The 23,435-nt window shown below is 50.8% G+C and carries 20 protein-coding genes and 14 tRNA genes; 28 read left to right on the forward strand and 6 right to left on the reverse strand.

The features are described 5' to 3' along the window. Positions 1–5 precede the first annotated feature (5 nt). The 13 genes from JQX58_RS01575 (at position 6) to JQX58_RS01635 (ending at position 1,861) form a co-directional block, all read left to right on the forward strand. Positions 6–302: an integration host factor subunit alpha gene (locus JQX58_RS01575; RefSeq protein ID WP_204145074.1), complete on the forward strand. Its 297-nt coding sequence runs from the start codon at positions 6–8 to the stop codon at positions 300–302. Between the two features lie 314 nt (positions 303–616). Continuing rightward, positions 617–693, forward strand: a tRNA-Pro gene (locus JQX58_RS01580). 13 nt (positions 694–706) lie between these two features. After that, positions 707–782, forward strand: a tRNA-Thr gene (locus JQX58_RS01585). A gap of 37 nt (positions 783–819) precedes the next feature. Next, positions 820–895 (forward strand) — tRNA-Thr (locus JQX58_RS01590). Positions 896–922: 27 nt separating this feature from the next. After that, a tRNA-Thr gene (locus JQX58_RS01595) sits at positions 923–998 on the forward strand. A 27-nt stretch (positions 999–1,025) separates the two neighbouring features. After that, positions 1,026–1,101, forward strand: a tRNA-Thr gene (locus tag JQX58_RS01600). 23 nt (positions 1,102–1,124) lie between these two features. After that, positions 1,125–1,200, forward strand: a tRNA-Thr gene (locus JQX58_RS01605). A gap of 28 nt (positions 1,201–1,228) precedes the next feature. After that, a tRNA-Thr gene (locus JQX58_RS01610) sits at positions 1,229–1,304 on the forward strand. A gap of 17 nt (positions 1,305–1,321) precedes the next feature. Then, positions 1,322–1,397 (forward strand) — tRNA-Val (locus JQX58_RS01615). A gap of 34 nt (positions 1,398–1,431) precedes the next feature. After that, positions 1,432–1,508, forward strand: a tRNA-Asp gene (locus JQX58_RS01620). A gap of 45 nt (positions 1,509–1,553) precedes the next feature. Beyond that, positions 1,554–1,629: transfer RNA gene (locus tag JQX58_RS01625), tRNA-Val, on the forward strand. A 34-nt stretch (positions 1,630–1,663) separates the two neighbouring features. Next, positions 1,664–1,740 (forward strand) — tRNA-Asp (locus JQX58_RS01630). A 45-nt stretch (positions 1,741–1,785) separates the two neighbouring features. Beyond that, positions 1,786–1,861: transfer RNA gene (locus JQX58_RS01635), tRNA-Val, on the forward strand. Between the two features lie 222 nt (positions 1,862–2,083). Here JQX58_RS01635 and nikR read toward each other — a convergent pair. After that, on the reverse strand, positions 2,084–2,494 hold the full coding sequence (nikR, locus tag JQX58_RS01640) for a nickel-responsive transcriptional regulator NikR (RefSeq protein WP_204145075.1): 411 nt from the start codon (positions 2,492–2,494) through the stop codon (positions 2,084–2,086). A gap of 171 nt (positions 2,495–2,665) precedes the next feature. On the opposite strand from nikR, the gene JQX58_RS01645 reads away from it, so the two are divergent. The 10 genes from JQX58_RS01645 to JQX58_RS01690 all read left to right on the forward strand — a co-directional run bounded on the left by JQX58_RS01645 (position 2,666) and on the right by JQX58_RS01690 (position 12,493). Continuing rightward, a complete protein-coding gene (locus tag JQX58_RS01645; protein ID WP_204145076.1) occupies positions 2,666–4,225 on the forward strand; it encodes an ABC transporter substrate-binding protein in 1,560 nt (519 codons plus the stop codon). After that, entirely contained in the window at positions 4,226–5,188 is a 963-nt protein-coding gene (locus JQX58_RS01650; RefSeq protein WP_204145077.1) for an ABC transporter permease, read from the forward strand. Then, positions 5,185–5,997 (forward strand): ABC transporter permease, encoded by an 813-nt coding sequence (locus tag JQX58_RS01655; protein WP_204145078.1) that lies wholly within the window; start codon positions 5,185–5,187, stop codon positions 5,995–5,997. The genes JQX58_RS01650 and JQX58_RS01655 overlap by 4 nt, the downstream gene beginning before the upstream one ends. Beyond that, positions 5,991–6,761 (forward strand): ATP-binding cassette domain-containing protein, encoded by a 771-nt coding sequence (locus tag JQX58_RS01660; protein ID WP_204145079.1) that lies wholly within the window; start codon positions 5,991–5,993, stop codon positions 6,759–6,761. Before JQX58_RS01655 ends, JQX58_RS01660 begins: the two co-directional genes overlap by 7 nt. Further along, on the forward strand, positions 6,748–7,428 hold the full coding sequence (locus JQX58_RS01665; RefSeq protein ID WP_239090118.1) for an ABC transporter ATP-binding protein: 681 nt from the start codon (positions 6,748–6,750) through the stop codon (positions 7,426–7,428). Before JQX58_RS01660 ends, JQX58_RS01665 begins: the two co-directional genes overlap by 14 nt. Before the next feature lie 147 nt (positions 7,429–7,575). Then, a tRNA-Asp gene (locus JQX58_RS01670) sits at positions 7,576–7,652 on the forward strand. A 39-nt stretch (positions 7,653–7,691) separates the two neighbouring features. Further along, positions 7,692–7,767 (forward strand) — tRNA-Val (locus JQX58_RS01675). A 179-nt stretch (positions 7,768–7,946) separates the two neighbouring features. Beyond that, on the forward strand, positions 7,947–10,142 hold the full coding sequence (locus tag JQX58_RS01680) for an OsmC domain/YcaO domain-containing protein (RefSeq protein WP_204145080.1): 2,196 nt from the start codon (positions 7,947–7,949) through the stop codon (positions 10,140–10,142). Positions 10,143–10,252: 110 nt separating this feature from the next. Then, on the forward strand, positions 10,253–11,332 hold the full coding sequence (dinB, locus tag JQX58_RS01685; protein WP_204145081.1) for a DNA polymerase IV: 1,080 nt from the start codon (positions 10,253–10,255) through the stop codon (positions 11,330–11,332). A gap of 141 nt (positions 11,333–11,473) precedes the next feature. After that, entirely contained in the window at positions 11,474–12,493 is a 1,020-nt protein-coding gene (locus tag JQX58_RS01690; RefSeq protein ID WP_204145082.1) for a cytochrome d ubiquinol oxidase subunit II, read from the forward strand. Positions 12,494–12,522: 29 nt separating this feature from the next. Here JQX58_RS01690 and JQX58_RS01695 read toward each other — a convergent pair whose 3' ends face one another. Further along, on the reverse strand, positions 12,523–13,938 hold the full coding sequence (locus JQX58_RS01695; protein ID WP_204145083.1) for an aminotransferase-like domain-containing protein: 1,416 nt from the start codon (positions 13,936–13,938) through the stop codon (positions 12,523–12,525). 167 nt (positions 13,939–14,105) lie between these two features. Between JQX58_RS01695 and ggt the strand changes: the two genes are divergently transcribed. Continuing rightward, entirely contained in the window at positions 14,106–15,857 is a 1,752-nt protein-coding gene (gene ggt / locus JQX58_RS01700) for a gamma-glutamyltransferase (RefSeq protein WP_204145084.1), read from the forward strand. On the opposite strand, the gene JQX58_RS01705 is transcribed toward ggt, so the two are convergent. Genes JQX58_RS01705 through JQX58_RS01715 form a run of 3 tightly spaced genes read right to left on the reverse strand, consistent with a single transcriptional unit; the run spans position 15,854 to position 19,011 of the window. Next, a complete protein-coding gene (locus JQX58_RS01705; RefSeq protein ID WP_204145085.1) occupies positions 15,854–16,882 on the reverse strand; it encodes an ABC transporter substrate-binding protein in 1,029 nt (342 codons plus the stop codon). The genes ggt and JQX58_RS01705 overlap by 4 nt on opposite strands. Next, positions 16,875–18,356, reverse strand: a complete 1,482-nt coding sequence (locus tag JQX58_RS01710; RefSeq protein ID WP_204145086.1) for a sensor histidine kinase — start codon at positions 18,354–18,356, stop codon at positions 16,875–16,877. The genes JQX58_RS01705 and JQX58_RS01710 overlap by 8 nt, the downstream gene beginning before the upstream one ends. Then, a complete protein-coding gene (locus JQX58_RS01715; protein WP_204145087.1) occupies positions 18,343–19,011 on the reverse strand; it encodes a response regulator transcription factor in 669 nt (222 codons plus the stop codon). Before JQX58_RS01715 ends, JQX58_RS01710 begins: the two co-directional genes overlap by 14 nt. A gap of 117 nt (positions 19,012–19,128) precedes the next feature. Here JQX58_RS01715 and JQX58_RS01720 point away from each other — a divergent pair, with 117 nt between their 5' ends. From JQX58_RS01720 to JQX58_RS01730, 3 genes are read left to right on the forward strand one after another with little or no spacing between them, the layout of a single operon-like run. Continuing rightward, a complete protein-coding gene (locus JQX58_RS01720; protein ID WP_204145088.1) occupies positions 19,129–20,106 on the forward strand; it encodes a Bug family tripartite tricarboxylate transporter substrate binding protein in 978 nt (325 codons plus the stop codon). An 11-nt stretch (positions 20,107–20,117) separates the two neighbouring features. Beyond that, positions 20,118–20,552 carry a tripartite tricarboxylate transporter TctB family protein gene (locus JQX58_RS01725; RefSeq protein WP_204145089.1) on the forward strand — a complete coding sequence of 145 codons (435 nt, stop codon included), beginning with the start codon at positions 20,118–20,120 and terminating at the stop codon, positions 20,550–20,552. 1 nt (position 20,553) lies between these two features. Then, positions 20,554–22,047, forward strand: a complete 1,494-nt coding sequence (locus JQX58_RS01730) for a tripartite tricarboxylate transporter permease (protein WP_204145090.1) — start codon at positions 20,554–20,556, stop codon at positions 22,045–22,047. Between the two features lie 76 nt (positions 22,048–22,123). On the opposite strand, the gene JQX58_RS01735 is transcribed toward JQX58_RS01730, so the two are convergent. Next, positions 22,124–22,513 carry a tautomerase family protein gene (locus JQX58_RS01735; protein ID WP_204145091.1) on the reverse strand — a complete coding sequence of 130 codons (390 nt, stop codon included), beginning with the start codon at positions 22,511–22,513 and terminating at the stop codon, positions 22,124–22,126. 139 nt (positions 22,514–22,652) lie between these two features. Here JQX58_RS01735 and JQX58_RS01740 point away from each other — a divergent pair, with 139 nt between their 5' ends. Then, the gene (locus JQX58_RS01740) at positions 22,653–23,423 is read left to right on the forward strand and encodes a hypothetical protein (RefSeq protein WP_204145092.1); all 771 of its coding nucleotides are present in this window, start codon (positions 22,653–22,655) and stop codon (positions 23,421–23,423) included. Positions 23,424–23,435 lie beyond the last annotated feature (12 nt).

Raw genomic sequence — 23,435 nt, forward strand, 5'->3', positions numbered from 1 at the left:
TGATTATGGCGTCCTTGACGAAAGCAGATATAGCGGAAAATTTAGTAGACTCACTGGGTCTAAGTAAAAAAGATGCGAAAGACCTTGTTGAGAGCTTTTTTGATACAGTCAGAGAATCTCTTGTCGAGCGCGAACAGGTAAAACTGTCTGGCTTTGGTAATTTCGAAGTCCGTGAAAAAAGTCAGCGTCCAGGGCGTAACCCGAAAACTGGTGAAGAGATTCCGATTACCGCACGCAGTGTGGTGACGTTTAAGCCTGGGCAAAAGCTTAAGACTAAGGTCGAGAGTTACATGCAGGACTAAACGTCTCTTGCTCCAAAATACAAAAAGCCGTACTCGTTGAGTACGGCTTTTTTAATATTTTTACGATCTCGCTTCTGTCGAATAGTATTGGCCTTACTGCCATGTCGTGGATGAAGTGCAGTGCTTTGACTCTATGGTTAAGCCTAAGGATTTAGCCATAAGGTGATTTTTGTATATATATAAAGTAGTTAGATGAGATGAGAGGACGTAAATTAAATTGCGTTTTCTAAAAAAAATTTAAAAAAAACCTTCCCTTTTCTCATTGTTATAGTAATATACGCACCCGCTGACAGGGGCAGCGTCCTAGTCAGTATCGGGGCGTAGCGCAGCCTGGTAGCGCACTAGCATGGGGTGCTAGTGGTCGCAGGTTCAAATCCTGCCGTCCCGACCAGACAATTTGTATTGCCGCTATAGCTCAGTTGGTAGAGCATCTGACTTGTAATCAGAGGGTCCCGAGTTCGACTCTTGGTGGCGGCACCACTTCTTATCTGGTTAGACAATTTGCACAAGCGTTTAAGCCGCTATAGCTCAGTTGGTAGAGCATCTGACTTGTAATCAGAGGGTCCCGAGTTCGACTCTTGGTGGCGGCACCACTTAAACACTTGGCAATATATCGGTTTGCCGCTATAGCTCAGTTGGTAGAGCATCTGACTTGTAATCAGAGGGTCCCGAGTTCGACTCTTGGTGGCGGCACCATTAAAAATTGATAGTAAAAGCGTTTATGCCGCTATAGCTCAGTTGGTAGAGCATCTGACTTGTAATCAGAGGGTCCCGAGTTCGACTCTTGGTGGCGGCACCATCAAATTGATGTAAAACGGTTTTGCCGCTATAGCTCAGTTGGTAGAGCATCTGACTTGTAATCAGAGGGTCCCGAGTTCGACTCTTGGTGGCGGCACCACATCAAATAGATGGCATAAACGAATTTTGCCGCTATAGCTCAGTTGGTAGAGCATCTGACTTGTAATCAGAGGGTCCCGAGTTCGACTCTTGGTGGCGGCACCATTACTTCAGTTTGATATGGGTGTGTAGCTCAGTTGGGAGAGCGTCGCCCTTACAAGGCGAATGTCGGGAGTTCGAACCTCTCCACACCCACCACTTATAGGAAAGTGGTTAAACAACCTATGACAATGGAGCGGTAGTTCAGTTGGTTAGAATACCTGCCTGTCACGCAGGGGGTCGCGGGTTCGAGTCCCGTCCGTTCCGCCACTTACTTCTGATGAGAGTAAGTTGGTAGTAAGCCATCATTACGATGGGTGTGTAGCTCAGTTGGGAGAGCGTCGCCCTTACAAGGCGAATGTCGGGAGTTCGAACCTCTCCACACCCACCACTTATAGGAAAGTGGTTAAACAACCTATGACAATGGAGCGGTAGTTCAGTTGGTTAGAATACCTGCCTGTCACGCAGGGGGTCGCGGGTTCGAGTCCCGTCCGTTCCGCCACTTACTTTTGATGAGAGTAAGTTGGTAGCAAGCCATCATTATGATGGGTGTGTAGCTCAGTTGGGAGAGCGTCGCCCTTACAAGGCGAATGTCGGGAGTTCGAACCTCTCCACACCCACCATCTATCCTAAGATTCTCTCTTCTCCTTCCTGTTGTTTGATTCAATATTTCGATCTGTATTTAAGCTATACGCTTTCGACGTGATTTCTCGTTATCTTGTTTGGCAATCCATACTCTATTATTTTGCGATGAAAAAGTTATTTTTCGGAAGATATGACGTGTCTAAGGCTAAGGCACATACCCGCTTCGGTGCGAGCAGCGCCTTGAAAAGGGCTTAAAAAGGTTAGGCGTCTGCTTCCGTAGGGATGATCACGACTTCACCGTTCTGTACTTTGCGATCTGACACTAAGTGATCGGCAAAGTGACGCACTTCGTTTACGTTCCCTTTTAGGATAGAGACCTCCATGCACTGGTGCTGATCCAGATGCACATGCAAAGACGAGACGGTCAGATCATGATGATCATGGTGGGCGGAAGTGAGTCGTGAAGACGCTTCTCGAGCATGATGGTCATAGGTGTAGACCAATGCAGCGACACACGGTGTATTGGGCAAGGCTTCTATGCGTTTGCGAGCCAAGCCTGCGCGCGTCATATCGCGGATGGCTTCAGAGCGATTAGCATAGCCCCTTTCTTGCATAAGTTGATCCAGCTCTGCCATTAGATCGTCGTCTAGGGTGACGGTGACACGTTGCATTGCATACTCCATGAGTTTGAATTCTGGCGAGTGAGGCAGCCTAAAATAGAGCAACCTTTAGTATATTAGCGATTATACATTCGCCTAGGTCTGATTGCATTTATATGACACGCTTAGTATGATGATTTTTAAAATTCATCATACTAAAACTCTCACCTAAGGTCGTAGGCAATGACCCTCCTAAAAAATACCACTGCGGCGTTATTAATCGCTCTTACTGTCTTTTCTGGTGCGCAGGCTGCGCCTTCTTCTCCATCCTCTCAAAACCTTGTATTAGCCATCGGTGGTGAGCCTGAGACAGGCTTCGATCCGCTGTTGGGTTGGGGGAGTTATGGTAATCCACTGTTTCAATCGACCTTGTTGCGCCGTGACGCCGAACTTAACACACTGCCTGGCGTGGCGACGTCGTGGTCGTTGTCTGAAGACCGCTTAACGTGGACGCTCTCGCTGCGCGATGATGTGCAATTTTCTGACGGCAGCTTACTGACCGCCAAAGATGTCGCGTTTACCTTTAATCAAGCGAAAGCGGCGGCGGGTGAGCTGGATCTACAAGTCATGGAGAAGGCCGAAGCACTGAATCCTACGACGGTGGAAATTCACTTAAAGAAACCTTGGATTACCTTTGTCAACTTCTTCCACACCTTAGGCATCGTGCCAGCGGATTCTTATGGTCCGGAATATGCTCGCCATCCGATTGGTTCAGGGCCATTTCAGTTGGTCGCTTGGCAAGAAGGCCAGCAGTTAATCGTCGAGCGTAACCCTTACTACTATGGCGAGCCGGCGGCGTTTGAACGCATTACCTTTTTATTCACTGGCGAAGACGCAGGCCTAGCCGCAGCTAATGCTGGTGCGGCGCAGATGGTGTCTGTGCCCGCACAATTGGCGGATGCCGTACCAGAAGGCTTTTACGCCAAGTCAGTACAAACCGTCGATAACCGTGGTTTAAGCATGCCATTTTTACCACCACAGCAGCTTGACGGTAAAAAGGTCGGTAATGCAGTAACCTCTGACCTTGCCATTCGTAAAGCCATGAACCTTTGGTTTGATCGTGAGCTGGTGGTGGACGTCGCGCTAAACGGCCATGGCACACCCGGTTATGGGCCAGCAGACGAACTGCCTTGGTCAGGTGAAACTGCTATTGCGCACGATCCTGAAGCGGCGATGGCGCTATTGGATGAAGCGGGCTGGTTGATGACGGATGCAGGTGTGCGTGTCAAAGACGGTATTAAGGCGGCGTTTGCGATCAATTACCCAGCGGGTGATGCCACGCGCCAAGCACTTGCAGAAACTGCCGCGGAGTTATTGCGCCCGTTAGGCATCATGGCAACCCCTGTCGGCGGCAGCTGGGATTCGATTACACGTGTGATGCATTCTGAGCCGGTGGTGTTTGGCTTTGGTAGTCACTCTGCTTATCAGTTATACGGTATTTATGCGTCTTCGCTTGGCGGCGTAGGCTACTCAAATCCTAGTTACTATGCCAACGAAAAAGTTGATGCGCTATTTGAGCAAGCGCAGTCTGCACCTGATGCCGAAGCTTCCTACCCGCTATGGGCCGAAGCTGCTCAGCAGTATGGCTTTGCCGGTGATAATGCTTGGGTGTGGCTGGTCAATCTTGATCATGTGTACTTTATTGATGAGTGTCTGGACCTTGGCGAAACGCAGATTGAGTCGCATGGACATGGCTGGCCGATTACCGCCAACATCGTCGAATGGCGTTGGACTTGCCAATAGATGACGGTGCTGCGACTCATCACACGCCAGCTAATGCTGCTATTTAGCGTCGCCTTAGTGGTGTTTATGCTGATGAAACTGTCCCCCGTGGATCCTGTGGATGCGTATCTTGGGGCGGCCGTATCGCGCGTCAGCCCCGAACAAAAAGCTCAAATAGAAGCGGCTTGGGGCCTCAATCGCCCCGTAGCAGAGCAGTTTTTCGTCTGGGCAGGGCAGCTAATTCAGGGCGATCTGGGCTTTAGTACTACTTATCGTATGCCCGTTTCTGAAGTGATCGGTCAGCGTATCGGCGCTTCTTTGGCATTAACCGGTTTAGCTTGGCTCTTCTCAGGCTTGTTGGGCTTTTTGTTAGGTGTGATCGCAGCTGCGTTGGCGGGCGGTTGGATGGATCGTGTCATACGCGTGGTCTGTTATGTATTGGCCGGTACGCCGGCATTTTGGTTGGCGATTCTTGCCATCATGGTGGTGTCAGTCGAGTGGGGCTGGGCGCCGATTTGCTGTTCAGGTCCGATTGGCGTGCCAGACCAGCAAGTCACCTTGGGGCAAAGGCTGGAACATTTGCTGTTGCCTCTGTCAGTACTGACGGTATTGGGCGTGGCGTCGATCGCGTTGCATACACGCATCAAAATGATCGAGGTGTTGCAGTCGGATTATGTGCTGCTAGCACGGGCGCAAGGCGCATCCTTGATGGACATTATTCTGCGTCATGGCATTCGTAATGCGGCTTTGCCAGCGCTAACGGTGACCATGGCGGCCAGTGGTGAAATCTTTGGCGGTTCGATTCTCGCGGAGCAAGTCTTTGCTTGGCCGGGGCTAGGGCGTGCGACGGTCGAGGCAGGGCTAAAAGGCGATGTGCCGTTATTGCTTGCGATCGCTTTATTAACCACTTTGATTGTGTCCTCTATGAACCTATTGGCGGATCGCCTACAACATATTATTGATCCCCGCACGAGGCGCTTATGAATGGCCGCGTAAGTGCACTGTATCGTATCGGCCTAGCGCTGCTACTCATCGTAGCCGTATTAGTGGCAGCTGCGTTAGCGGGAGACGTTGGCGTGCGCGCCGACTTTATGAATCGTTTATCAGCACCGAGCTGGTTGCATCCATTTGGCACCGATCAAATGGGGCGCGATATGCTCGCACGCTCTCTGCATGGCTTGGCGTTGAGTCTTTGGGTTGGGCTGTTGGCGGCCAGTTTGTCGGTATTGATTTCCACTTTAGTGGCGTTGACGTCAGCGCTAGGCGAGCGTGCTGATCGGGTAGCGACTTTTATCACCGATGCCATGTTGTCCATGCCGCACCTGATGCTATTAATTTTGTTGTCGTTTGCTATGGGTGGCGGCACGTCTGCGGTTATTTTGGCGGTGGCTATCAGTCATTGGCCACGCTTGGCGCGCGTGCTTCGAGTGGAGTTACGTGAAGTGCAGGCGGCGACTTACGTGGAAGCGTCTTACGCACTGGGTAAATCACGCTTATTTATCGCGTGGTCGCACATTTTGCCGCATTTAGCACCGCATATATTGGTAGGGGCGTTATTGATGTTTCCGCACGCAATTTTGCATGAAGCAGGGCTAACCTTTTTAGGGTTTGGGCTGGAGCCATCGCGACCTGCGATCGGCGTGATGCTGTCTGACTCCATGCGTCATATTAGCGCGGGGCGCTGGTGGCTCGCATTGTTTCCAGGGCTGATGTTAATGGTCTTGGTGCTGGCATTTGAAGCGCTCGGCAGCGCGTCTCGTCGTCTTCTTACGCCGCGGGAGGCGCAATGCTAACCTTATCAAACTACTCTCTTACGCTTCACACTTATGCGGGTTTTTTGCGTCGTGTTGAGACACCTCGTTTATCTGAGTTAAATCTAACAGTACATCCAGGGGAGTTGGTGGCGATTATTGGTGGCTCTGGTGCGGGCAAGAGCTTATTGGCGCATTCCATTATGGGATTGCTGCCCAACAATGCTAAGCAATACGGGCAAATAGCATTTAAAGGTCATGCGCTGTCAGGTGCTTATCCTGCAGGGGTGCGCGGCCGCCAGATTGCCTTGATGCCCCAAGAAATCGGTCACCTCGACCCCTTAGCTAAAGTTGGCGCACAAATTCGTTGGGCTGGGCGTCGAGTCGGCCTGACAGACGTAGATCCCGCTGCATGTTTGGCACAGGTGGGGCTTTCTAAAGCGGTTGCGGATCTATACCCCAGCGCGTTATCGGGCGGAATGGCGCGACGTGTACTGATGGCCTTGGCAGTGTTGGGCAAGCCAGATCTATTAATTGCCGACGAACCCACAGTCGGTTTGGATAGCGCCAATCGTGAGCAAATACTGCAGCTGTTGCGTGGCCAAGCTCAGGCGCAGCGCGCGGCACTGGTCATCACTCATGATTTAAGTGCCGTACTGCCGTTGGCGGACCGCGTGGTAATGCTTGATGAAGGCAGACTAGTAGGCGTAGAACACGCCCATGCGTTTTTAGAAGAGGGCGAGGGGTTGCAGTCTCATCATGCTCGAGCGTTATGGCAGGCGCTGCCACAAAATGGATTCTGTTAACATGCTGCAAGCGAACCATCTTACCGTCGGTTATGAACGCCCATTATTCAGCGAATTCTCACTGTGTCTTGCGCCTGGCGAGTGTGTCGGGCTGTATGGTCCGTCGGGGACCGGCAAGACCACCCTTGGCCGAGTCTTGTCAGGCTTACATAAGCCGACCGCAGGTAGTGTTTTAGTAAACGCCAAGCCACTGCCCAAAAAGGGCTTCCGCCCGGTGCAATACCTATATCAAAATCCACTGCAAGCGATGAACCCTCGATGGCGCATTGAGCGCATCCTGACAGAAGTAGCGCCGCTAGATCATGACTTGATGCAAATGATTGGCATCGAGCAGGAGTGGCTAAAGCGCTTCCCCCATGAACTGTCGGGCGGTCAGCTGCAGCGGGTGTCGATCTTACGCGCGCTAGCAGGGCGCCCCGAATACCTGATCGCCGATGAAATCACCGCTTCCCTCGATCCGATCTCTCAAGCCAAACTCTGGCAAGCATTGCAGCGCATCGCCAAACAGCAGCAAATCGGGGTGTTGGTGATCAGCCACGATCAAGCGTTGTTGAGTAAGGTGTGTAGTCGGGTGCTTAATGGTTTTGAGGGTAATAGCTTTGACCATGGCGCTTCACCAGATGAACCAGTACCAACGGAATTGACGCAAGCGTGCGCGTCAGCCTAGGGGACTTTTAAGTCAATGCTGATCAAAATTTAAGCTCTTGTAATATAAAGAAATAAATTTAAAAAACTTGTTGCGTTCCGAAATGGTTTGCCTATAATACGCTCCATCTTCTGACGCAGACAATTGTTTGTGTTTGTGTTGAGGTTAGGAGCGGTAGTTCAGTTGGTTAGAATACCTGCCTGTCACGCAGGGGGTCGCGGGTTCGAGTCCCGTCCGTTCCGCCACTTACTTTCATCAGTAAAGTAAGTCACCATCTTAAAGATGGGTGTGTAGCTCAGTTGGGAGAGCGTCGCCCTTACAAGGCGAATGTCGGGAGTTCGAACCTCTCCACACCCACCATCTTTTGTTAGATTTCCCTTATCTATCTCCCCAGTATTTCGTACACTCAAGTTTATTTTATTTCACTCCTTTTGCTCTGCATCCAGATCGTTTTTTGAATTCTATATTCTCAATTCTGCTCTTAGGCACTAGCACGCAAAAATGCTACACTGCGCGCCAAATACATCTTGGAATGCCCCATGGAAATCAAAGTAAATTTTTTAGACAACTTACGCCTCGAAGCCAAGTTTGACGACTTCACCGTCGTCGCTGACCAACCGATTCGCTACAAAGGGGACGGCTCTGCGCCAAGCCCGTTTGATTACTTCTTAGCATCGTCGGCCTTGTGTGCGGCGTACTTTGTGAAGGTTTACTGTAAAGCGCGTGACATTCCGACCGAAGACATTCGCTTGTCGCAAAACAACATCATCGACCCTGAGAATCGCTATAACCAAACCTTCCAGATCAATGTCGAGCTGCCTGAGTACATTAGCGAAAAAGATCGCCAAGGCATCCTACGCTCGATCGATCGTTGTACCGTGAAAAAAGTGGTGCAGCAGGGGCCTGAGTTTAATATCGAAACCGTAGCAGACTTGGATGCGGGCGCTTCGTTAATGGCGATGGCGCAGACAGACGCCGAAGCCAAAACCACGATTTTGGGTAAAGATTTACCTTTAGAAGAAACCATCGCCAATATGTCGGGCTTATTGGCCGACTTAGGCATGAAGATCGAAGCAGCGTCTTGGCGCAACATCGTGCCGGGCGTATGGTCGCTACACCTGCGTGATGCCGCCTCACACATGTGCTTTACCAACGGCAAAGGTGCCACCAAAGAGAGCGCCTTGTGCTCGGCGTTAGGTGAGTTTATTGAGCGCGCCAGCTGTAACTTCTTCTACAACGATCAATACTTTGGTGAAGAGCTGGCCAATGCCGAGTTTGTGCATTACCCAACGGAAAGATGGTTCCCGCTGACCGAAGACGACTCTCTACCTGAAGGTCTGCTAGACGATTACTGCTTGGACATCTTCGACCCTGAGCAAGAGCTGCAAGGCTCACACCTGATCGATACCAACTCAGGCAACATTGAGCGCGGTATCTGTGCGATCCCTTATGTGCGTCAATCGGATCAAGAGACGGTGTACTTCCCATCGAACCTGATCGAGAACCTATTCTTAAGTAACGGTATGAGTGCTGGCAACACACTACCTGAAGCCATGGTGCAGTGTTTGTCTGAGATCTTTGAGCGCGCGGTGAAAAAGCAAATCATTGAGCAAGAGATCGTCTTGCCAGATGTGCCCATGTCAGTGCTTGAGCAATACCCAAGCATCTTAGAAGGCATCAAGAGTTTAGAAGACAATGGCTTCCCTGTGGTGGTGAAAGACGCGTCCTTGGGCGGTCAATTTCCGGTGATGAACGTCACCTTGATGAACCCACGTACTGGCGGCGTATTTGCTTCGTTTGGGGCGCACCCAAGCTTTGAAGTAGCGCTAGAGCGCAGTTTAACCGAGCTGCTGCAAGGGCGTAGCTTCGAAGGTCTTAACGATATTCCATTACCGACGTTTAATTCGTTTGCGGTACAAGAGCCGAATAACTTCGTTGAACACTTTATTGATTCGACCGGTGTGATCTCATGGAAATTCTTTAGCGCCAAGGCGGATTACGAATTCTGCCAGTGGGATTTCTCAGGCACTACTGAAGAAGAGCGCGATGGCCTGATGGGCATCCTTGAAGACATGGGCAAAGAAGTCTACATGGCGGTGTTTGATGACCTTGGTGCCAATGCCTGTCGTATTCTGGTGCCGGATTACTCAGAAGTGTACCCAGCGGACGATCTGATTTGGGACAACACCAACAAGGCTTTGTTGTTCCGTGAAGACATTCTCAACATCCACAAGCTAGACTATGAGGCGCTTGAAGCGCTGCTTGAGCGTTTAGAAGAAAGCGAGCTGGACGATTACACCGACATTCGCACATTGATCGGTGTCGAATTCGATGAAAATACCCCTTGGGGCCAACTCGATGTGGGCGAGCTTAAGCTGATGCTGTATTTAGCGCTTGGCATGCACGAAGAAGCCAAAGATCAAGTCGAAGCCTTCTTAAGCTTTAACAACAATACCGTGGAGCGCGGCTTATTTTATCAAGCAGTGTTGGCGGTACTGGAAATCACCCTAGATGACGAGCTGGCACTGGAAGACTTCGTGGCGAATCTGTCGCGCATGTTTGGTGAAGAGGTGATGCAAAACGTCATCGGCTCGGTGGCAGGCTCGGTTAAATTCTACGGACTGACCCCGACTAATATGAAGCTTGAAGGCCTCGATCGTCACCAGAAACTGATCGAAAGCTACAAAAAACTGCACGCGCACCGTGCCAAGCAAGCGGGCATTTCGCTTGCCTAGCGAGCAACCCTAACTGGCTCAAGCTAGAGGCGGGCGCACCCGTGGCGCTCGCCCTAGACAAAGCCAATCTTGTTGTGCCTTAATACTGTTTATTTCAACAGTGTTTGACTATGACCAACCCTGAGCCACGCCAACGAAAAATCATTCATATCGATATGGACGCTTTTTTTGCGTCGGTCGAGATGCGTGATGAGCCTAAGTACCGCGATATTGCGTTGGCGGTGGGTGGCAGTGAGCGTCAGCGTGGTGTGATCAGTACCTGCAACTACGAAGCACGCAAATACGGCGTGCGTTCGGCCATGTCCACCGCTTGGGCCAAAAAGCTGTGCCCGCATTTGACGGTCGTGCGTGGGCGTATGCAGGTTTATCGTGAGATTTCCCAAAGCGTACGCGCCATTTTTGCGCGCTATACCGATCTAATCGAGCCGCTATCGCTCGATGAAGCTTATCTGGATGTGACCGACTGTCAGCAATTGCACGGCTCGGCCACACTTATTGCAGAAGCCATTCGTAATGATATTCGCAACGAGCTGAACCTGACTGCGTCCGCAGGCGTGGCGCCGATTAAGTTCTTGGCCAAAATCGCCTCGGATCTGAATAAGCCCGACGGTCAATTCGTCATCACGCCCAACGAAATGCAGTCGTTTATCGATACCTTGCCGCTGGAGAAAATCCCTGGGGTAGGTAAGGTCAGCCTACAAAAGCTGCAGCAAGCGGGTTTTTTCGTTTGTGAAGATATTCGTAACACTGACTACTTAGCGCTGACACGGCGCTTTGGGCGTCTTGGCCATTCGCTTTGGAATCGCAGCCATGGCGTGGATAATCGCGAAGTCACCCCCCATCGCCAGCGTAAATCCGTCGGCGTCGAACGGACCTTTCCGACCAATATTTCCACCTTTGATGAATGCTGGCAGATCATTGAGCATAAGCTTTTTCCGGAGCTTTACGAGCGCTTAGGCAAAGCTTCGCCGGATTACTCGATCACCAAGCAGGGCATCAAAGTCAAATTCGCCGACTTCCAGCTTACCACCATTGAGCACGTGCATGGCCGGCTGGATTTGCCATACTTTCGCGAGCTGCTGCAAGAGGTATTAACCCGCCAAAATGGCCGTGAAATCCGCTTGCTTGGGCTCAGTGTGATGCTCAAACCCGAAGACGAATTAAGGCAACTGCCGCTAGAGCTTTTCTAGGCTGTACCAATAGAGCGATAGAAGGATTGAGTCGGTACAGACGCATCTGTCCCTATTCATTTTGCAAAAGTGTGTGCCTGTCTCGCTTTACGCATCCTGTTTACCATGTGAACAGATGTTTGAGTGAATAGAGGTAATACAATGGGATGGGATTTGATCACCGTGAGCGCCTTATTGTTGGCGATCGGTTTAATTAGCTACGTCGTGCTGGATGGCGTCAGTCTAGGTAGTGGCATCATGCTACCGACGCTGCGCAAAGCGTCAGCCAAAACCACCTTTGCACGCAGCTTTGCGCCAGTGCATTTAAGCAATGGTCTATGGCTACTGATGTGTGCATTGGGTTTGATGATCGCCTTTCCAGCAGCGTTTCAAGTGTTGCTAGAAGCGCTCACGATACCGATCAGCGTGATGCTGGTCGCTTGGTTGGTGCGTGTTTGGTCTGGGCAAAAGCTGCTGCGTACGAGTGCTGAGCAAGGGTCGTCTTACTATGCCTTGTTTAGCATTAGCGCGCTGGTGATCGCCCTTAGTCAAGGCATGATGCTGGGCGCTGTGATCCAAGGTATGACGCTTGAGGGCACACAGTTCGTCGGTGGCGTATGGGATTGGCTGACATGGTTCAGCGGTCTGACCGGCATTACTGTGGTCTTGACCTATGCCTTGCTAGGTGTGACGTGGTCGCTGTTTGCTGTGCCGGACACAAACCTAAGAGCCACTTTGCGCGCCTATTCTCGTCACGTATTGGTGTGGTGCGGTTACGCATTGATGGCGCTGCAGTTAATCATGCCATTTTTAACCGATGCTCTAAGAGAGCGCTGGTTAACCCTGCCAAACTTCTTCCACATGGGCTTTGTCCCTATGCTGGCGCTGATGGCCTATGTGTGGGTGTACTATGTGATTCGTTTTTCAGAGTGGAAGGTCTGGCCGTTTGGTATTGTGTTGCAGGTCGTCGGCACGGCTTACTTCACCTTGGTGACAAGTCTGTGGCCGGCGCTGGTTCCGCCAAGCCTCACGCTGGCAGATGCCGCGGCAGCCTCGTCTAGCTTGAGCCTAATGCTGTGGTCTGCGGTGATTATCGTACCGGCATTGATCGCATTCAGTCTGTGGCGTCATCTTGGCTTTTATCGTCCTAATGCGGGTGCTAAATACGCCTACGTTTCTTAGCCGCCGAGAACATGATAAATGCGGCGTTGCTAGGCAGGTTGGGCTAGCAAAGTGTCCAATAATGTCTGTAGCGCCGCTTGTCGCCCCGCCGTTAAAGGCTGCGAAAAGCTAACACGCAAGTGATGCTGATACAGGCCATGCGCCGAAAACAGTACCCCAGGCGTCAGCACAATGCCTTGTTCACGCAGCGCCTGATAGTGCCGCTGTGTGTTGATATGAGCGGGCAACTCCACCCAACAACTCAAGCCACCTTTTGGGTGGCTAAACTTAATACGCTCGCCCCCCAAACGCTCAAGCTCAGCCAGCAGTTGCTCGCGTTGGCTTTTAAGCTGCTGACGAAACTGCTGCACGTGGCGCTTAAAATGCCCTTGGCGGATAAACTCAGTGAGCCCTTGCTGTACCGCCTGCGGGCTCGCCAGTTGTGTGATTAGTTTTAACTGCTCAATCTTGCCTTGTAGCTTGCCGCCTGCGATCCAACCAATGCGCAGATCCCGTGATAAACATTTGGAAAACGAACCACACAAAATAACGCGTCCTTGCTGGCACAGGCTTTTAAGTGGCGGGCAGGGCGCTTTTTGAAAGCCAAGCTCGCCATAGATATCGTCTTCGATAATATAAAAATCCTGCGTCTCGGCCAGAGCCACTAAGCGCTGCATCGCCGCAGCTGGCATTTGTGCGCCAGTCGGCGTATGAAAGTTGGGCGTCACCAAACACGCTTTGATCGGCCATTGAGCGATCTTTTGTTCTAGCTCATCGATGTCTAATCCTGTGTCGGGATCACAGGCAATCTCAATAACTCTAAGCCCAAGCTGCTCTAGCTGCTGCAACGCGCCATAAAACGCCGGCGACTCGATCGCCACCGTATCACCAGGCTGGCAAGTGGCCATCAAGGCCAAAAATAACGCATGCTGACAGCCTGCGGTGATGCACAGATCTTCGCTCGACAGCGTTGTCTCTCGTTGGCGATAGAGCTCTGCAACAGCTTGGCGTAAGCCTTGGTGGCCTTTGGGCTCATCATAGTAGTGGGCTTTTTTGTCAGGATGGGTGCGCGCGGCTTTGGCGATCATACGATTAAGCGTCACCAAATGGGCGCTGGCGGGCGCTGAGGCATCGCTTGGGAAAATATCAAACGCCGCACTGCGCGCCATAATATCGCGAAACAACGCGGGCACGTTGACTGGCGCTGGCATCGAAGGCGTCGTGACTTTTTGTGGCGTGCTGTCGTGCATGCGGCTTTCGCTAACAAAGTAGCCGGATTTTGGCACCGCATAGATCAAGCGCTCAGCTTCGAGCGACTGCAGCGCGTGAGTCACCGTGGCTTTTGACAAACTGTGCAGCTGACACAAGGTGCGCACCGAAGGCAGCTTTTCACCCGCTTGATAACGCCCCGACTCAATCTGCTGGCGCAAATGCGCTTCAAGCGCTTGGTAACGAAACGTCGTCATAGTGGCCCCTTAGCTGTCACAACCGAATAATCTGAGCCTATGTTAGCGCACTTTTTTAAATAACGGTGCATCTGTATCGGTTTTAGGCAGACCCTTGGCGTAAAAATGTCTTACCATGGCCTATCGCGCGTAACACAAGACGCCAGATCAACAGAAGGACAACAGTGATGCAATTTACCAAGCAAGCCCTAGGGATCACCTTAGCGCTCGTCGCCAGTCAAGGTGCGCTAGCAGCAGGCCAAGCGGCCGATGCGTTTGCCCCAGAAGCCGCCAGTGAGCGCCAACAGAAAACACTGGTCGAAGCCCAGCAATTTATGGTGTCGGCGGCCAATCCTAAAGCCGTGGCCGCAGGCTATGAAGTACTGAAAAATGGCGGCACAGCGATGGATGCCTACGTGGCAGTACAAGCGGTACTTGGCTTGGTTGAACCTCAATCTTCAGGTTTGGGCGGCGGTGCGTTTGCCGTGTATTATGATGCCAAGCGTGAGCGCATCACCACATTTGATGGGCGTGAAACCGCGCCACAACAAGCCAAGCCTGAGCTGTTTCAACACGAAGATGGCACGCCTTATCAGTTTTACGATGCCGTGATCGGCGGGCGTTCCGTCGGCACCCCTGGCACCGTGGCGCTGATGCAAACCATGCATCAAGCCAACGGTAAACTGCCATGGCAGCAACTTTTACAGCCTGCAATCACACTGGCAAGCGAAGGCTTTGACGTCTCGCCACGCATGGCAAGCTCGATCGCCAATGCACAAGATTCTTTGGCGCGTTATCCTGACACCGCGGCGTACTTTTTAGATGACAACGGCGCACCGCTAAGCGCTGGCACCTTGCTAAAAAATCCTGCCTACGCCAATACGCTGACACGCATTGCCCAATCCGGCGCTGAAGCGTTTTACCACGGCCAGATCGCGCAAGATATCGTAAGTAAAGTACGTTCTATCGAAGACAACCCAGGCGTATTGTCGTTGGCCGACTTTGAGCTTTATAAAGTCAAAGAGCGCGCCGCGAGCTGCTTGCCGTATCGTGAGTTTGAAGTGTGTGGCATGGGGCCACCAAGCTCTGGTGCGCTTACTATCGGGCAAATCTTAGGCATCACAGAGCAGTTTGATTTAGCGTCAATGGGGCCTGATTCAGCGATCGCTTGGCAAATCATCGGCGATGCTTCACGTCTGGCGTTTGCCGATCGTGGTCGTTATATCGCTGATACCGACTTTGTACCGATGCCCGAAGGGCTCTTGGATGCGGATTACTTAGCCGAGCGTGCCAAGTTGATCACCCCAGGCCAAGCGCTAGAAGATGTCAGTGCCGGTGAGCCGCGTTGGCAAAATGCCGTGGTGCGCGCCGATGATCAATCGATCGAATTCCCTAGCACCAGTCATATCTCTATCGTCGATGGCGAAGGCAACGCCTTGTCGGTGACCACCACCATCGAAAATGGCTTTGGTTCGCGAGTCATGAGCAACGGTTTTTTACTCAATAACGAGCTGACCGATTTCTCCTTTGCCAGCCATAAAGATGGCTACCCGATTGCCAATCGCCTTGAGCCTGGCAAACGCCCACGCTCCTCCATGGCACCGACCATCGTACTGAAAGACGGCAAGCCCTACATGGTCGTCGGCTCCCCAGGCGGCAGCCGCATCATCGGCTATGTCAGTAAAGCCCTGATCGCGCACTTAGAGTGGGGCATGGATATGCAAGCGGCTATTGCCTTGCCAAACATGCTGAACCGCTTCGGTAGCTTTGATCTAGAGCGCGGCACGCAAGCGGAGCAACTCGCCCCAGCACTTGAGGCTATGGGTTATCAAACCAATGTCCGCGACCTCAACTCCGGCTTACAAGGCATCATCATCGACCAAGGCACACTCTACGGTGGCGCCGATCCTAGGCGTGAAGGGATCTCGATGGGGGACTAAGGCGTCGCATGTTTCATCACCTGTTGCCAGCGATTTAAAAAGTACTCGCGCTTACGTTTGTCGAGATACAGCAGCAATTCAGGGCCAAGTCGTATCGGATGAAAATTCGTGGGCTTGGTCAGCTGCTGTCGGACATCACTGTGAGGTTCTAGGCTGCGATCTAAAGGTAATAGTGCCGAGTGTGCTGCGATGGTTTTTTGCCCAGCAGGCGAGCGCAAGTAGCGGATGAAGTTGGTGGCAACAATTGGGTTATCAGTAGCTTGGTGAACAAACGCTGAGCGGATGACAACCAGTGCGTAATCCTCCGGCACAATGACATCGATGTTGTTATCTTTAAGGGCTCTTGCCATGGCATAAGAACCCAATAAGTTATAGCCAAACACCAGCTCACCTTGAGACAGTTTGTTTAGCAAAATCGATGTGCAACAGTGAATATCCGCCTGCGCGCGCCCCAAGCTTTCTTGCAAGCGGCCAGTCAAACTAAAGGTCACTTCGTCTTGCGTCGCTACCAGATAGCCCAAGCCTGAGTTTGCAGCATCGTAAGTGCCGATTCGGCCATTATAAAAGTCTGGACGATCGCGCAGCTGTTCAGCTAACGCTTCGTGAGTGGTGGGCACATCATGCTGCGCAAACGCCTGCTTGTTGTACACGAATACGATCGGCTCGTAGCTAAAGCCAAATAACTCATCACTCCATTGCGCCCAAGGCTGCTCCGGCGACATATCGGGTAGATTATCTAAGCTCAAGGCGTAGCCATCATTGACCAGTTTGACCTGTAGATCAGGGGCTGAGCTGATCACCACATCCGGCGTTGGTTGTGCTGGCATCACCAGCTCGTCGTAGAGCTCTTGCGTATTAAACTCAACATAATCAATGTTTGTCTCGGGGTAGAGTGCGGCGAATTCCTCTAATAACGGGGCGATCGCACTGCGGTCAGTCGCACTGTAAATCGTCAGCGTATCGGCGTGTGCTACCTTGGCAAAGATGCTCATGACGATGAGCAACATTAGACAATAGTTAGACATGATCTTGCTCCACGTAATGTGTGACAGACTCTGATTGATTGGGTAAGCGCAACGACACCTGCAAGCCTCCTAAAGAACTTGTGCCAAGGGTTAGCTGGCCTTCATGGGTCAGTGCGGCGCTGTGCGCGATGGCTAGGCCTAACCCCGAGCCGTGTTGATTCGGGCCGACTTTGGCGAAGCGTTCTAAAGCTTGTGCTCTGGCATGTTCAGGAATGCCAAAGCCAGAGTCTTCGATACAGATTTCATAGCTATGATCGCCTTGCTTAATACTAATGCGAATCAGGTTTAAGTGGTCTGGTTGATCGCTTTGGCCATGAATTACTGCGTTATCAATGATGTTGCGTAGGGCTTCTTTTAAGACGATTTCATCGCCATACATAGACAAAGGATGCTCTGGCCCGAGGTATTCAAACTCCACATCCGTATGCGCGTAATCACGCACTGCATGGGTGATGACTTCCTTTAGCATCTGGTTTAAGTCGATCGCAAAAAACGCTTTGCGATCGCCACGATGCAGTACGGTTGCATGAGCGAGCAGCTGATTAGTTAAACGCGTCAGTTTCGTGTGATCCTGATAAATGGCCTCAACACTGGCTTTATCAATAGTGTTAGCTTTTGCTGATAGAGCAATTTCTAATTGTGCCTTAGTCGTGGCTTGTGCCGTGCGGATTTGATGGGAGGCATCGGCAATAAAGTCACGCATAGACCCTAAGGCGTCGAGCCATTGGTGGCGATAATTATTGATCGCATGGGTGAGCGGCGCCACTTCTAAGATACGCGTATCCGGAAGACTATTATCTTGCATCGCTGAGTCGGGCTGAAGCTGGTCAGAAAGCCAATTAAGCGGCGCTAAAGCGCGGTTGATGGCGATCCACATTACCAGTAAAGCAATCGCCATCACCGCCATAAGAGTGGTCAGGGCTGTGTACAAGGTATCGCGCATTTGGCTGTCACGTGCTTGCGTCGTTTGCCCTAATACGATGGTTACATCGCCGGCGACTGAGCGTTCGCTCAAACGTTTGCTACGCACGATAAAGCGCACCTTTTGCTGGCGGTAATGTCTCAAGCTGTAGTAAGGCTGTTGCGTGGCGCTGACGATATCGTCGTTGCTGACAGGCAGATCGTTGTAACCACTTAACAAGCGTCCTTTAGGGCCATAGATGCCGTAAAAAACTTTGTCGTCTGGGGCGAGCTGCAAAATCTCGAAGGCCGAGTAAGGTAAATCAATGTTGATTTGCTCGCCTGAGACACTGATTCCATCAAGCATGGAAACACTGGCGCTTGAAAGTAGACGGTCATAGGAATAATCGGCACTAGTATTGGCATAATGCCAAACACCAACGCTTAAGATCGCCAACACCGCACACATCAGCAAAGCAGTACGTGTCAGCATACGCTGGCGAAGCGAATATTTGCTGTTTGATTGAGGGAGTTTAGCAAGCCAACTCAAGGCGCGCTGCTTAATCGTCCACATGCGCCAAATACCCCATACCGCGCACGGTTTTGATCAATACGCTTGAGCCTTGTAGATGCTTTCTGAGTCGAGTAAGCGTCTGCTCGATCGCATTGGGCGTGTAGGCTTCATCAAAGTTATACAAACGATTGGCAATGTCATCCTTAGTCAGCATGCGATCTAGATGCGTGATAAAAAGCTCAAGCATTTGTACTTCACGCGGGCGCATATCGATGACTTCACCGTCCACTTTGACGATTTTCGTGGCGCTATTAAAAGCAAGATTACCACACAAGATTTCATTATCAGACTTGCCCCGTTCACGGCGCACTAAGGCTCGACAGCGTGCCGCAAGCTCGCGTAAATCAAATGGTTTGACTAAATAATCGTCGGCGCCGAGGTCCAATGCGCTGACTCGGTCATCAATGTCGGCGCGGGCGGTTAGGATTAAAACGGGCAGGGCGTTTTTATTCGATCTGAGAGTTGATAGCAGCTCAAAGCCGCTTTTTCCCGGCAAGTTTACGTCTAATATCAACACGTCAAAATCGTCGTGATGTAAGATCGTAGCGGCTTTTTCGGCGCTATCTACCCAATCAATGGCATGACCATTGTCTTTAAAATAGTGCTTAATAGAGCGCGCGAGCTCTTGGTTATCTTCCGTCAATAAAACGCGCATAAGTTTACTCTTATTATTTTTTCTGACGCTGTCAGTTTGTTGTCAGGTTCAATGCTTACTTTTACGCAACTGCGTACGCAAGCGCAGAACAATAACAACAAAATTGGAGCTTTGGTAATGAAGACGTTGAAAAAAACCTTACTAGCATTCTCTTTGATCGGCATGGCATCTGCTGCCTCCGCTTACGAAGCTGACAAACCTACCTGTATCGCACCTGCAAAACCTGGCGGTGGCTTTGATCTGACCTGTCGTGTGGTATCGACTGGCTTTGAACGCGCCAATCTTCTAGACGCCCCAATGGCGGTGAAATTTATGCCAGGTGGTGTGGGCGCAGTAGCCTATAACCATATCAACAAAGTTAACCCAGATGATGGCGACTCATTGGTGGCGTTCAGCTCAGGCTCACTATTGAATTTGGCGCAAGGTAAGTTTGGTAAAGGTCTTGACGAAAACGACGCTCGTTGGGTCGGCACGGCAGGCGTTGACTACGGCGCCATCATGGTGAAATCCGATGCCCCATGGCAAACCCTTGAAGAACTGGTAACTGACATCCAAAAAGACCCTTCAAGCTTTGTCTTGGGTGCGGGCGGTGGTGTTGGCAGCCAAGACTGGATGAAAGCGGCGCTGTTGATGAAAGCCTCTGGCGTTGATCCAAAGAAAATGCGTTATGTCGCATACGAAGGTGGTGGTGAAGCCATTGCCGCACTAATGGGCAACCACATCAAAGTATACCCAGGTGATATCGGCGAAATGAAAGGCCAGCTAGACGCAGGTAAAGTACGCGTATTAGCAGTGATGGCGCCAGAGCGCCTTGAAGGTGAGTTTGCGGATATCCCGACCGCACACGAGCAAGGTTACAACGCCGAGTGGACCATTGTGCGTGGCTACTACTTGGGGCCAAAAGTATCTGATGAGGCCTACGAATACTGGTCAAACAAGTTTGCCGAAGCCTACAAAACAGAAGGCTTTAAGCAAACCGTTGCTGAAAAAGGTTTGATGCCGTTTTACATGCATGGCGCATCCTTGGATGAGTACGTCAAAGGACGTGTTCAAGACATGCGTGAGTTAGCGAAAACCGCTGGTCTAATTCAGTAATGGGACACGTTATGTTTGATCGCCTTTTTGCTGGCGCTCTGTTAGGACTGTCCGGGCTTCTTGCCTGGACAGCTTATCATTTTGAAGTGCCATTTCAGTACGAGCCTCTTGGGCCAAAAGCCTTTCCTCTCATTTTATCGGCCATCTTAGCCTTGTGTTCTGTGTGGCTGTTGCTTAAGCCAAGTGAAAACAAATGGGCGCCGACCGCTGCGGTGCTGGTCAAATTGCTAAGCGGCGTGGCCTTGATGACAGGCTATGCATTTTTGTTTGAAAAAGCGGGTTTCATCATCTCTACCGCCATCGTCGGCACAGTGTTTTGTATCTTGTTTGGCGAAAGCACCAAGCGCGCGGTGATCTACTCAGTCGCATTGAGTGTGGTGAGCTACTTCCTGATGAAACATTTACTACAACTTAACGTACCGACTGGTATGTTGTTCGGAGGGTAATATGGAAACGCTCGACTTTTTAGCGACGGGCTTTTCGGTCGCCCTCGCGCCGATGAACTTAGCTCTGGTGTTGATCGGTTGTTTTGTCGGTACATTGATCGGCTCACTGCCGGGGATCGGGCCGATTAACGGTGTCGCGATTTTGTTGCCATTGGCTTACGCCATGGGTTTTCCACCTGAGTCGGCTTTGATTTTGCTGGCGGGTGTCTATTATGGCGCGGAATACGGCGGCCGTATTTCAAGTATCTTGCTTAACGTCCCTGGTGACGCTGGTGCGATCATGACCACCTTAGATGGTTATCCGATGGCGCAAAAGGGCGAGGGCGGCCGAGCGCTTGCCTTATCCGCGGTGTCGTCCTTTTTCGGTAGCATGGGCGCGCTGATTTTAATCGTGCTATTTGCGCCGCTACTCAGCGACCTTGCGGTGAAATTTGGCCCGAGTGAATTCGTTTGGTTAATGACCTTTGCTTTCACGTGTCTTGCCACGATGGTTGGCAGTCGTCCTCTAAAAACCACCATTGGCGTAGTGATTGGCTTGCTGTTAGCGACCGTGGGTATCGACCCAGGCACTGGCGTTTTACGCTACACCATGGACATTCCGAACTTCTTCGACGGCGTAGATTTCTTGGTCGTCGTGATCGGTATGTTTGCCATCAGTGAAGTCTTAGTGCTACTTGAAAGCTGGTTGCGTAACGATATGAAGATGACACCCGTGGGCAAAAGCTTTATCTCAATGAGCGATATCGTTGCGGTTAAATGGGTGGTGCTGCGCTCGACCTTGATCGGCTTCATCATCGGGGTATTGCCAGGCACCGGCGCTTCGATTGGTAGTGCAGTAGCCTACGGAACAGAGAAACGCTTTGCAGAAGGCAAAGACGACCAGTTTGGTAAAGGTGATATCCGCGGTCTTGCAGCACCAGAAGCAGCTAACAATGCTTCTGCTGCAGGCTCAATGTTACCCATGCTGACACTCGGTATTCCCGGCAGCGGCACGACTGCGATCTTGTTGGGCGCACTGTTGATGTTTAACATCACGCCCGGTCCGTTGCTATTTGAACAACAGCCACAGATCGCGTGGGGTCTGATCGCTTCGATGTTTGTCGGTAACCTTGCTCTGTTGGTGATGAACTTACCGTTGATCGGCATGTTCGTTCGTTTGTTATCGATTAAGCAATCTTACTTAGTGCCTATCATCGTGATGCTAACGTTTATCGGTATCTACTCGATCCATGGCGACAGCTTTGATCTGTACTTCATGGTGGTATTGGGCGTGTTTGCTTTTATCTTGAGAAAGTTAGGCTTCTCACTAGCACCTGTGATCTTAGGCTTGGTATTGGGCGCGGTACTGGAGCAAAACCTACGCCGTGCGCTCTCAATCAGTGGTGGTGACTGGGGGATTCTGTTTAACGGCCCGATCACCATTACTTTAGCGGTCGCAACCCTGATCGCCATGGTAGCACCGTTTATTTTGAAGCGACTCAAAAAAGCGAAATAACCATCATTGCGAAGCAATACTTCACCAAAAGCCACTCCTAGAGTGGCTTTTTTGTAACTGAAATTAATGAGAAAACCTATAGGTCGCCAGTGATAAACTCTGCTTTACCTTGCCCAAACGACCAATCGGAATCGCTGTTTTCCACCAGTGAAATCATCAAGTCATCTTTGGCGAGGCCGCATTGCTCATGCAGCTTATCCGACATCATCTGATACAGCTTAAGCTTCTGCTCCTGCGAGCGGGGGCGCGATACCACGCTCAGCAACACCACATCATTGCTGCGCTCATAGCCAAGCCCAGTATCCTGCAAAATCAACTCGCCTTGTTTATGCTGCGTCACTGCCTGATAACGATCACGGTAAGGCACACCAAACGCCTCCACCATCGCATCGTGAGCGGTGTCGAGTAACTGTTGTAACTGCTCTGGTGAGCGACCTTCGATCAAATGAAACTGCATTAATGGCATGGGGGAGTCCTTTTTTGTTAAGTGGTTGATAGCACTCTAAAGTATCCGTTAAAAGGGCAAAAGAAATTTTTGGACATGCCCAACAATAGGGCGCATCTGCTTGAGGCGTATGGTAAATTACAGGTTAAATTTAACAGACATGACAAGTGTTTCTTTGGTTTATAAAATATCCACATCCGTTTTAAAAGATCATTTTACTCAAGACACGTTAGGTGATATCGAGAGAGATAAGTGGCTTGAAATTGATGTATCTAATCCAGACCATCAAGCCTTATTAATTGCTCATGATGTAGAGGTCCCATTTATCGATGAGCATGGTCGGTTTCTCACGCATTCCGATCTCTCAAGCAGTACAACTCCACTGACCTTCTTCCAAGTATCAAGTACTGTATTTACAGCGTCTGCTTTAAGGGCTGCGTTTGAGCTTAGCTTGATCACCTCAAGACTGGACGATGAGGCTAAAGCTCAAGGTGCTAGCCTGGGCGCTGATTCATCTAAAGACGATTATTTGCAGTTCTCGAACACTGTTTGCGAGTGGGGAAGAGGGTTACGTGTTTGGGCTAACCTGAAACGACATCATGGTTCGAATTTATCAAATGTATTAAAAGTATGGCTTTCATTAGTTGAGGCTTTAAATGATGAGCAAGCCATATATCATGGGGCATCTATTAAAGGTTTGGGCGTATCATTTGCTAGCAAACACCTTAGGTTCTTAGACCCCGAGCGATTTGTGGTGCTCGATGATGTCTTTTGTCAGGGACTGGGGATAGCCCTAAACCCAAAAGGCTATGTTTTATTTTTAAGTATGCTTAGACAATTACAACAGCAACTCAATTTAGAGCTGACTTTAGGTGATTTAGAACAAGGCCTCTTTTACTTAGTCAGGCAGCAAGTAAGGCTCAAAGCTTAAGCCTTACTGAAC

The organism is Marinomonas ostreistagni (genome assembly GCF_016888445.1).
Classification (GTDB): domain Bacteria; phylum Pseudomonadota; class Gammaproteobacteria; order Pseudomonadales; family Marinomonadaceae; genus Marinomonas; species Marinomonas ostreistagni.

What these genes read in the sequence shown, in the direction of transcription:
- JQX58_RS01665 (WP_239090118.1), top strand. Translation starts at nt 6,748, where the DNA reads ATGGATTCTGTTAACATGCTGCAAGCGAACCATCTTACCGTCGGTTAT.
- JQX58_RS01740 (WP_204145092.1), top strand. Translation starts at nt 22,653, where the DNA reads ATGACAAGTGTTTCTTTGGTTTATAAAATATCCACATCCGTTTTAAAA.
- JQX58_RS01655 (WP_204145078.1), top strand. Translation starts at nt 5,185, where the DNA reads ATGAATGGCCGCGTAAGTGCACTGTATCGTATCGGCCTAGCGCTGCTA.
- JQX58_RS01680 (WP_204145080.1), top strand. Translation starts at nt 7,947, where the DNA reads ATGGAAATCAAAGTAAATTTTTTAGACAACTTACGCCTCGAAGCCAAG.
- JQX58_RS01735 (WP_204145091.1), bottom strand. Translation starts at nt 22,513, where the DNA reads ATGCCATTAATGCAGTTTCATTTGATCGAAGGTCGCTCACCAGAGCAG.
- nikR (WP_204145075.1), bottom strand. Translation starts at nt 2,494, where the DNA reads ATGCAACGTGTCACCGTCACCCTAGACGACGATCTAATGGCAGAGCTG.
- JQX58_RS01660 (WP_204145079.1), top strand. Translation starts at nt 5,991, where the DNA reads ATGCTAACCTTATCAAACTACTCTCTTACGCTTCACACTTATGCGGGT.
- JQX58_RS01715 (WP_204145087.1), bottom strand. Translation starts at nt 19,011, where the DNA reads ATGCGCGTTTTATTGACGGAAGATAACCAAGAGCTCGCGCGCTCTATT.
- JQX58_RS01645 (WP_204145076.1), top strand. Translation starts at nt 2,666, where the DNA reads ATGACCCTCCTAAAAAATACCACTGCGGCGTTATTAATCGCTCTTACT.
- JQX58_RS01650 (WP_204145077.1), top strand. Translation starts at nt 4,226, where the DNA reads ATGACGGTGCTGCGACTCATCACACGCCAGCTAATGCTGCTATTTAGC.
- JQX58_RS01575 (WP_204145074.1), top strand. Translation starts at nt 6, where the DNA reads ATGGCGTCCTTGACGAAAGCAGATATAGCGGAAAATTTAGTAGACTCA.
- JQX58_RS01695 (WP_204145083.1), bottom strand. Translation starts at nt 13,938, where the DNA reads ATGACGACGTTTCGTTACCAAGCGCTTGAAGCGCATTTGCGCCAGCAG.
- JQX58_RS01710 (WP_204145086.1), bottom strand. Translation starts at nt 18,356, where the DNA reads ATGTGGACGATTAAGCAGCGCGCCTTGAGTTGGCTTGCTAAACTCCCT.
- JQX58_RS01725 (WP_204145089.1), top strand. Translation starts at nt 20,118, where the DNA reads ATGTTTGATCGCCTTTTTGCTGGCGCTCTGTTAGGACTGTCCGGGCTT.
- dinB (WP_204145081.1), top strand. Translation starts at nt 10,253, where the DNA reads ATGACCAACCCTGAGCCACGCCAACGAAAAATCATTCATATCGATATG.
- JQX58_RS01720 (WP_204145088.1), top strand. Translation starts at nt 19,129, where the DNA reads ATGAAGACGTTGAAAAAAACCTTACTAGCATTCTCTTTGATCGGCATG.
- JQX58_RS01705 (WP_204145085.1), bottom strand. Translation starts at nt 16,882, where the DNA reads ATGTCTAACTATTGTCTAATGTTGCTCATCGTCATGAGCATCTTTGCC.
- ggt (WP_204145084.1), top strand. Translation starts at nt 14,106, where the DNA reads ATGCAATTTACCAAGCAAGCCCTAGGGATCACCTTAGCGCTCGTCGCC.
- JQX58_RS01690 (WP_204145082.1), top strand. Translation starts at nt 11,474, where the DNA reads ATGGGATGGGATTTGATCACCGTGAGCGCCTTATTGTTGGCGATCGGT.
- JQX58_RS01730 (WP_204145090.1), top strand. Translation starts at nt 20,554, where the DNA reads ATGGAAACGCTCGACTTTTTAGCGACGGGCTTTTCGGTCGCCCTCGCG.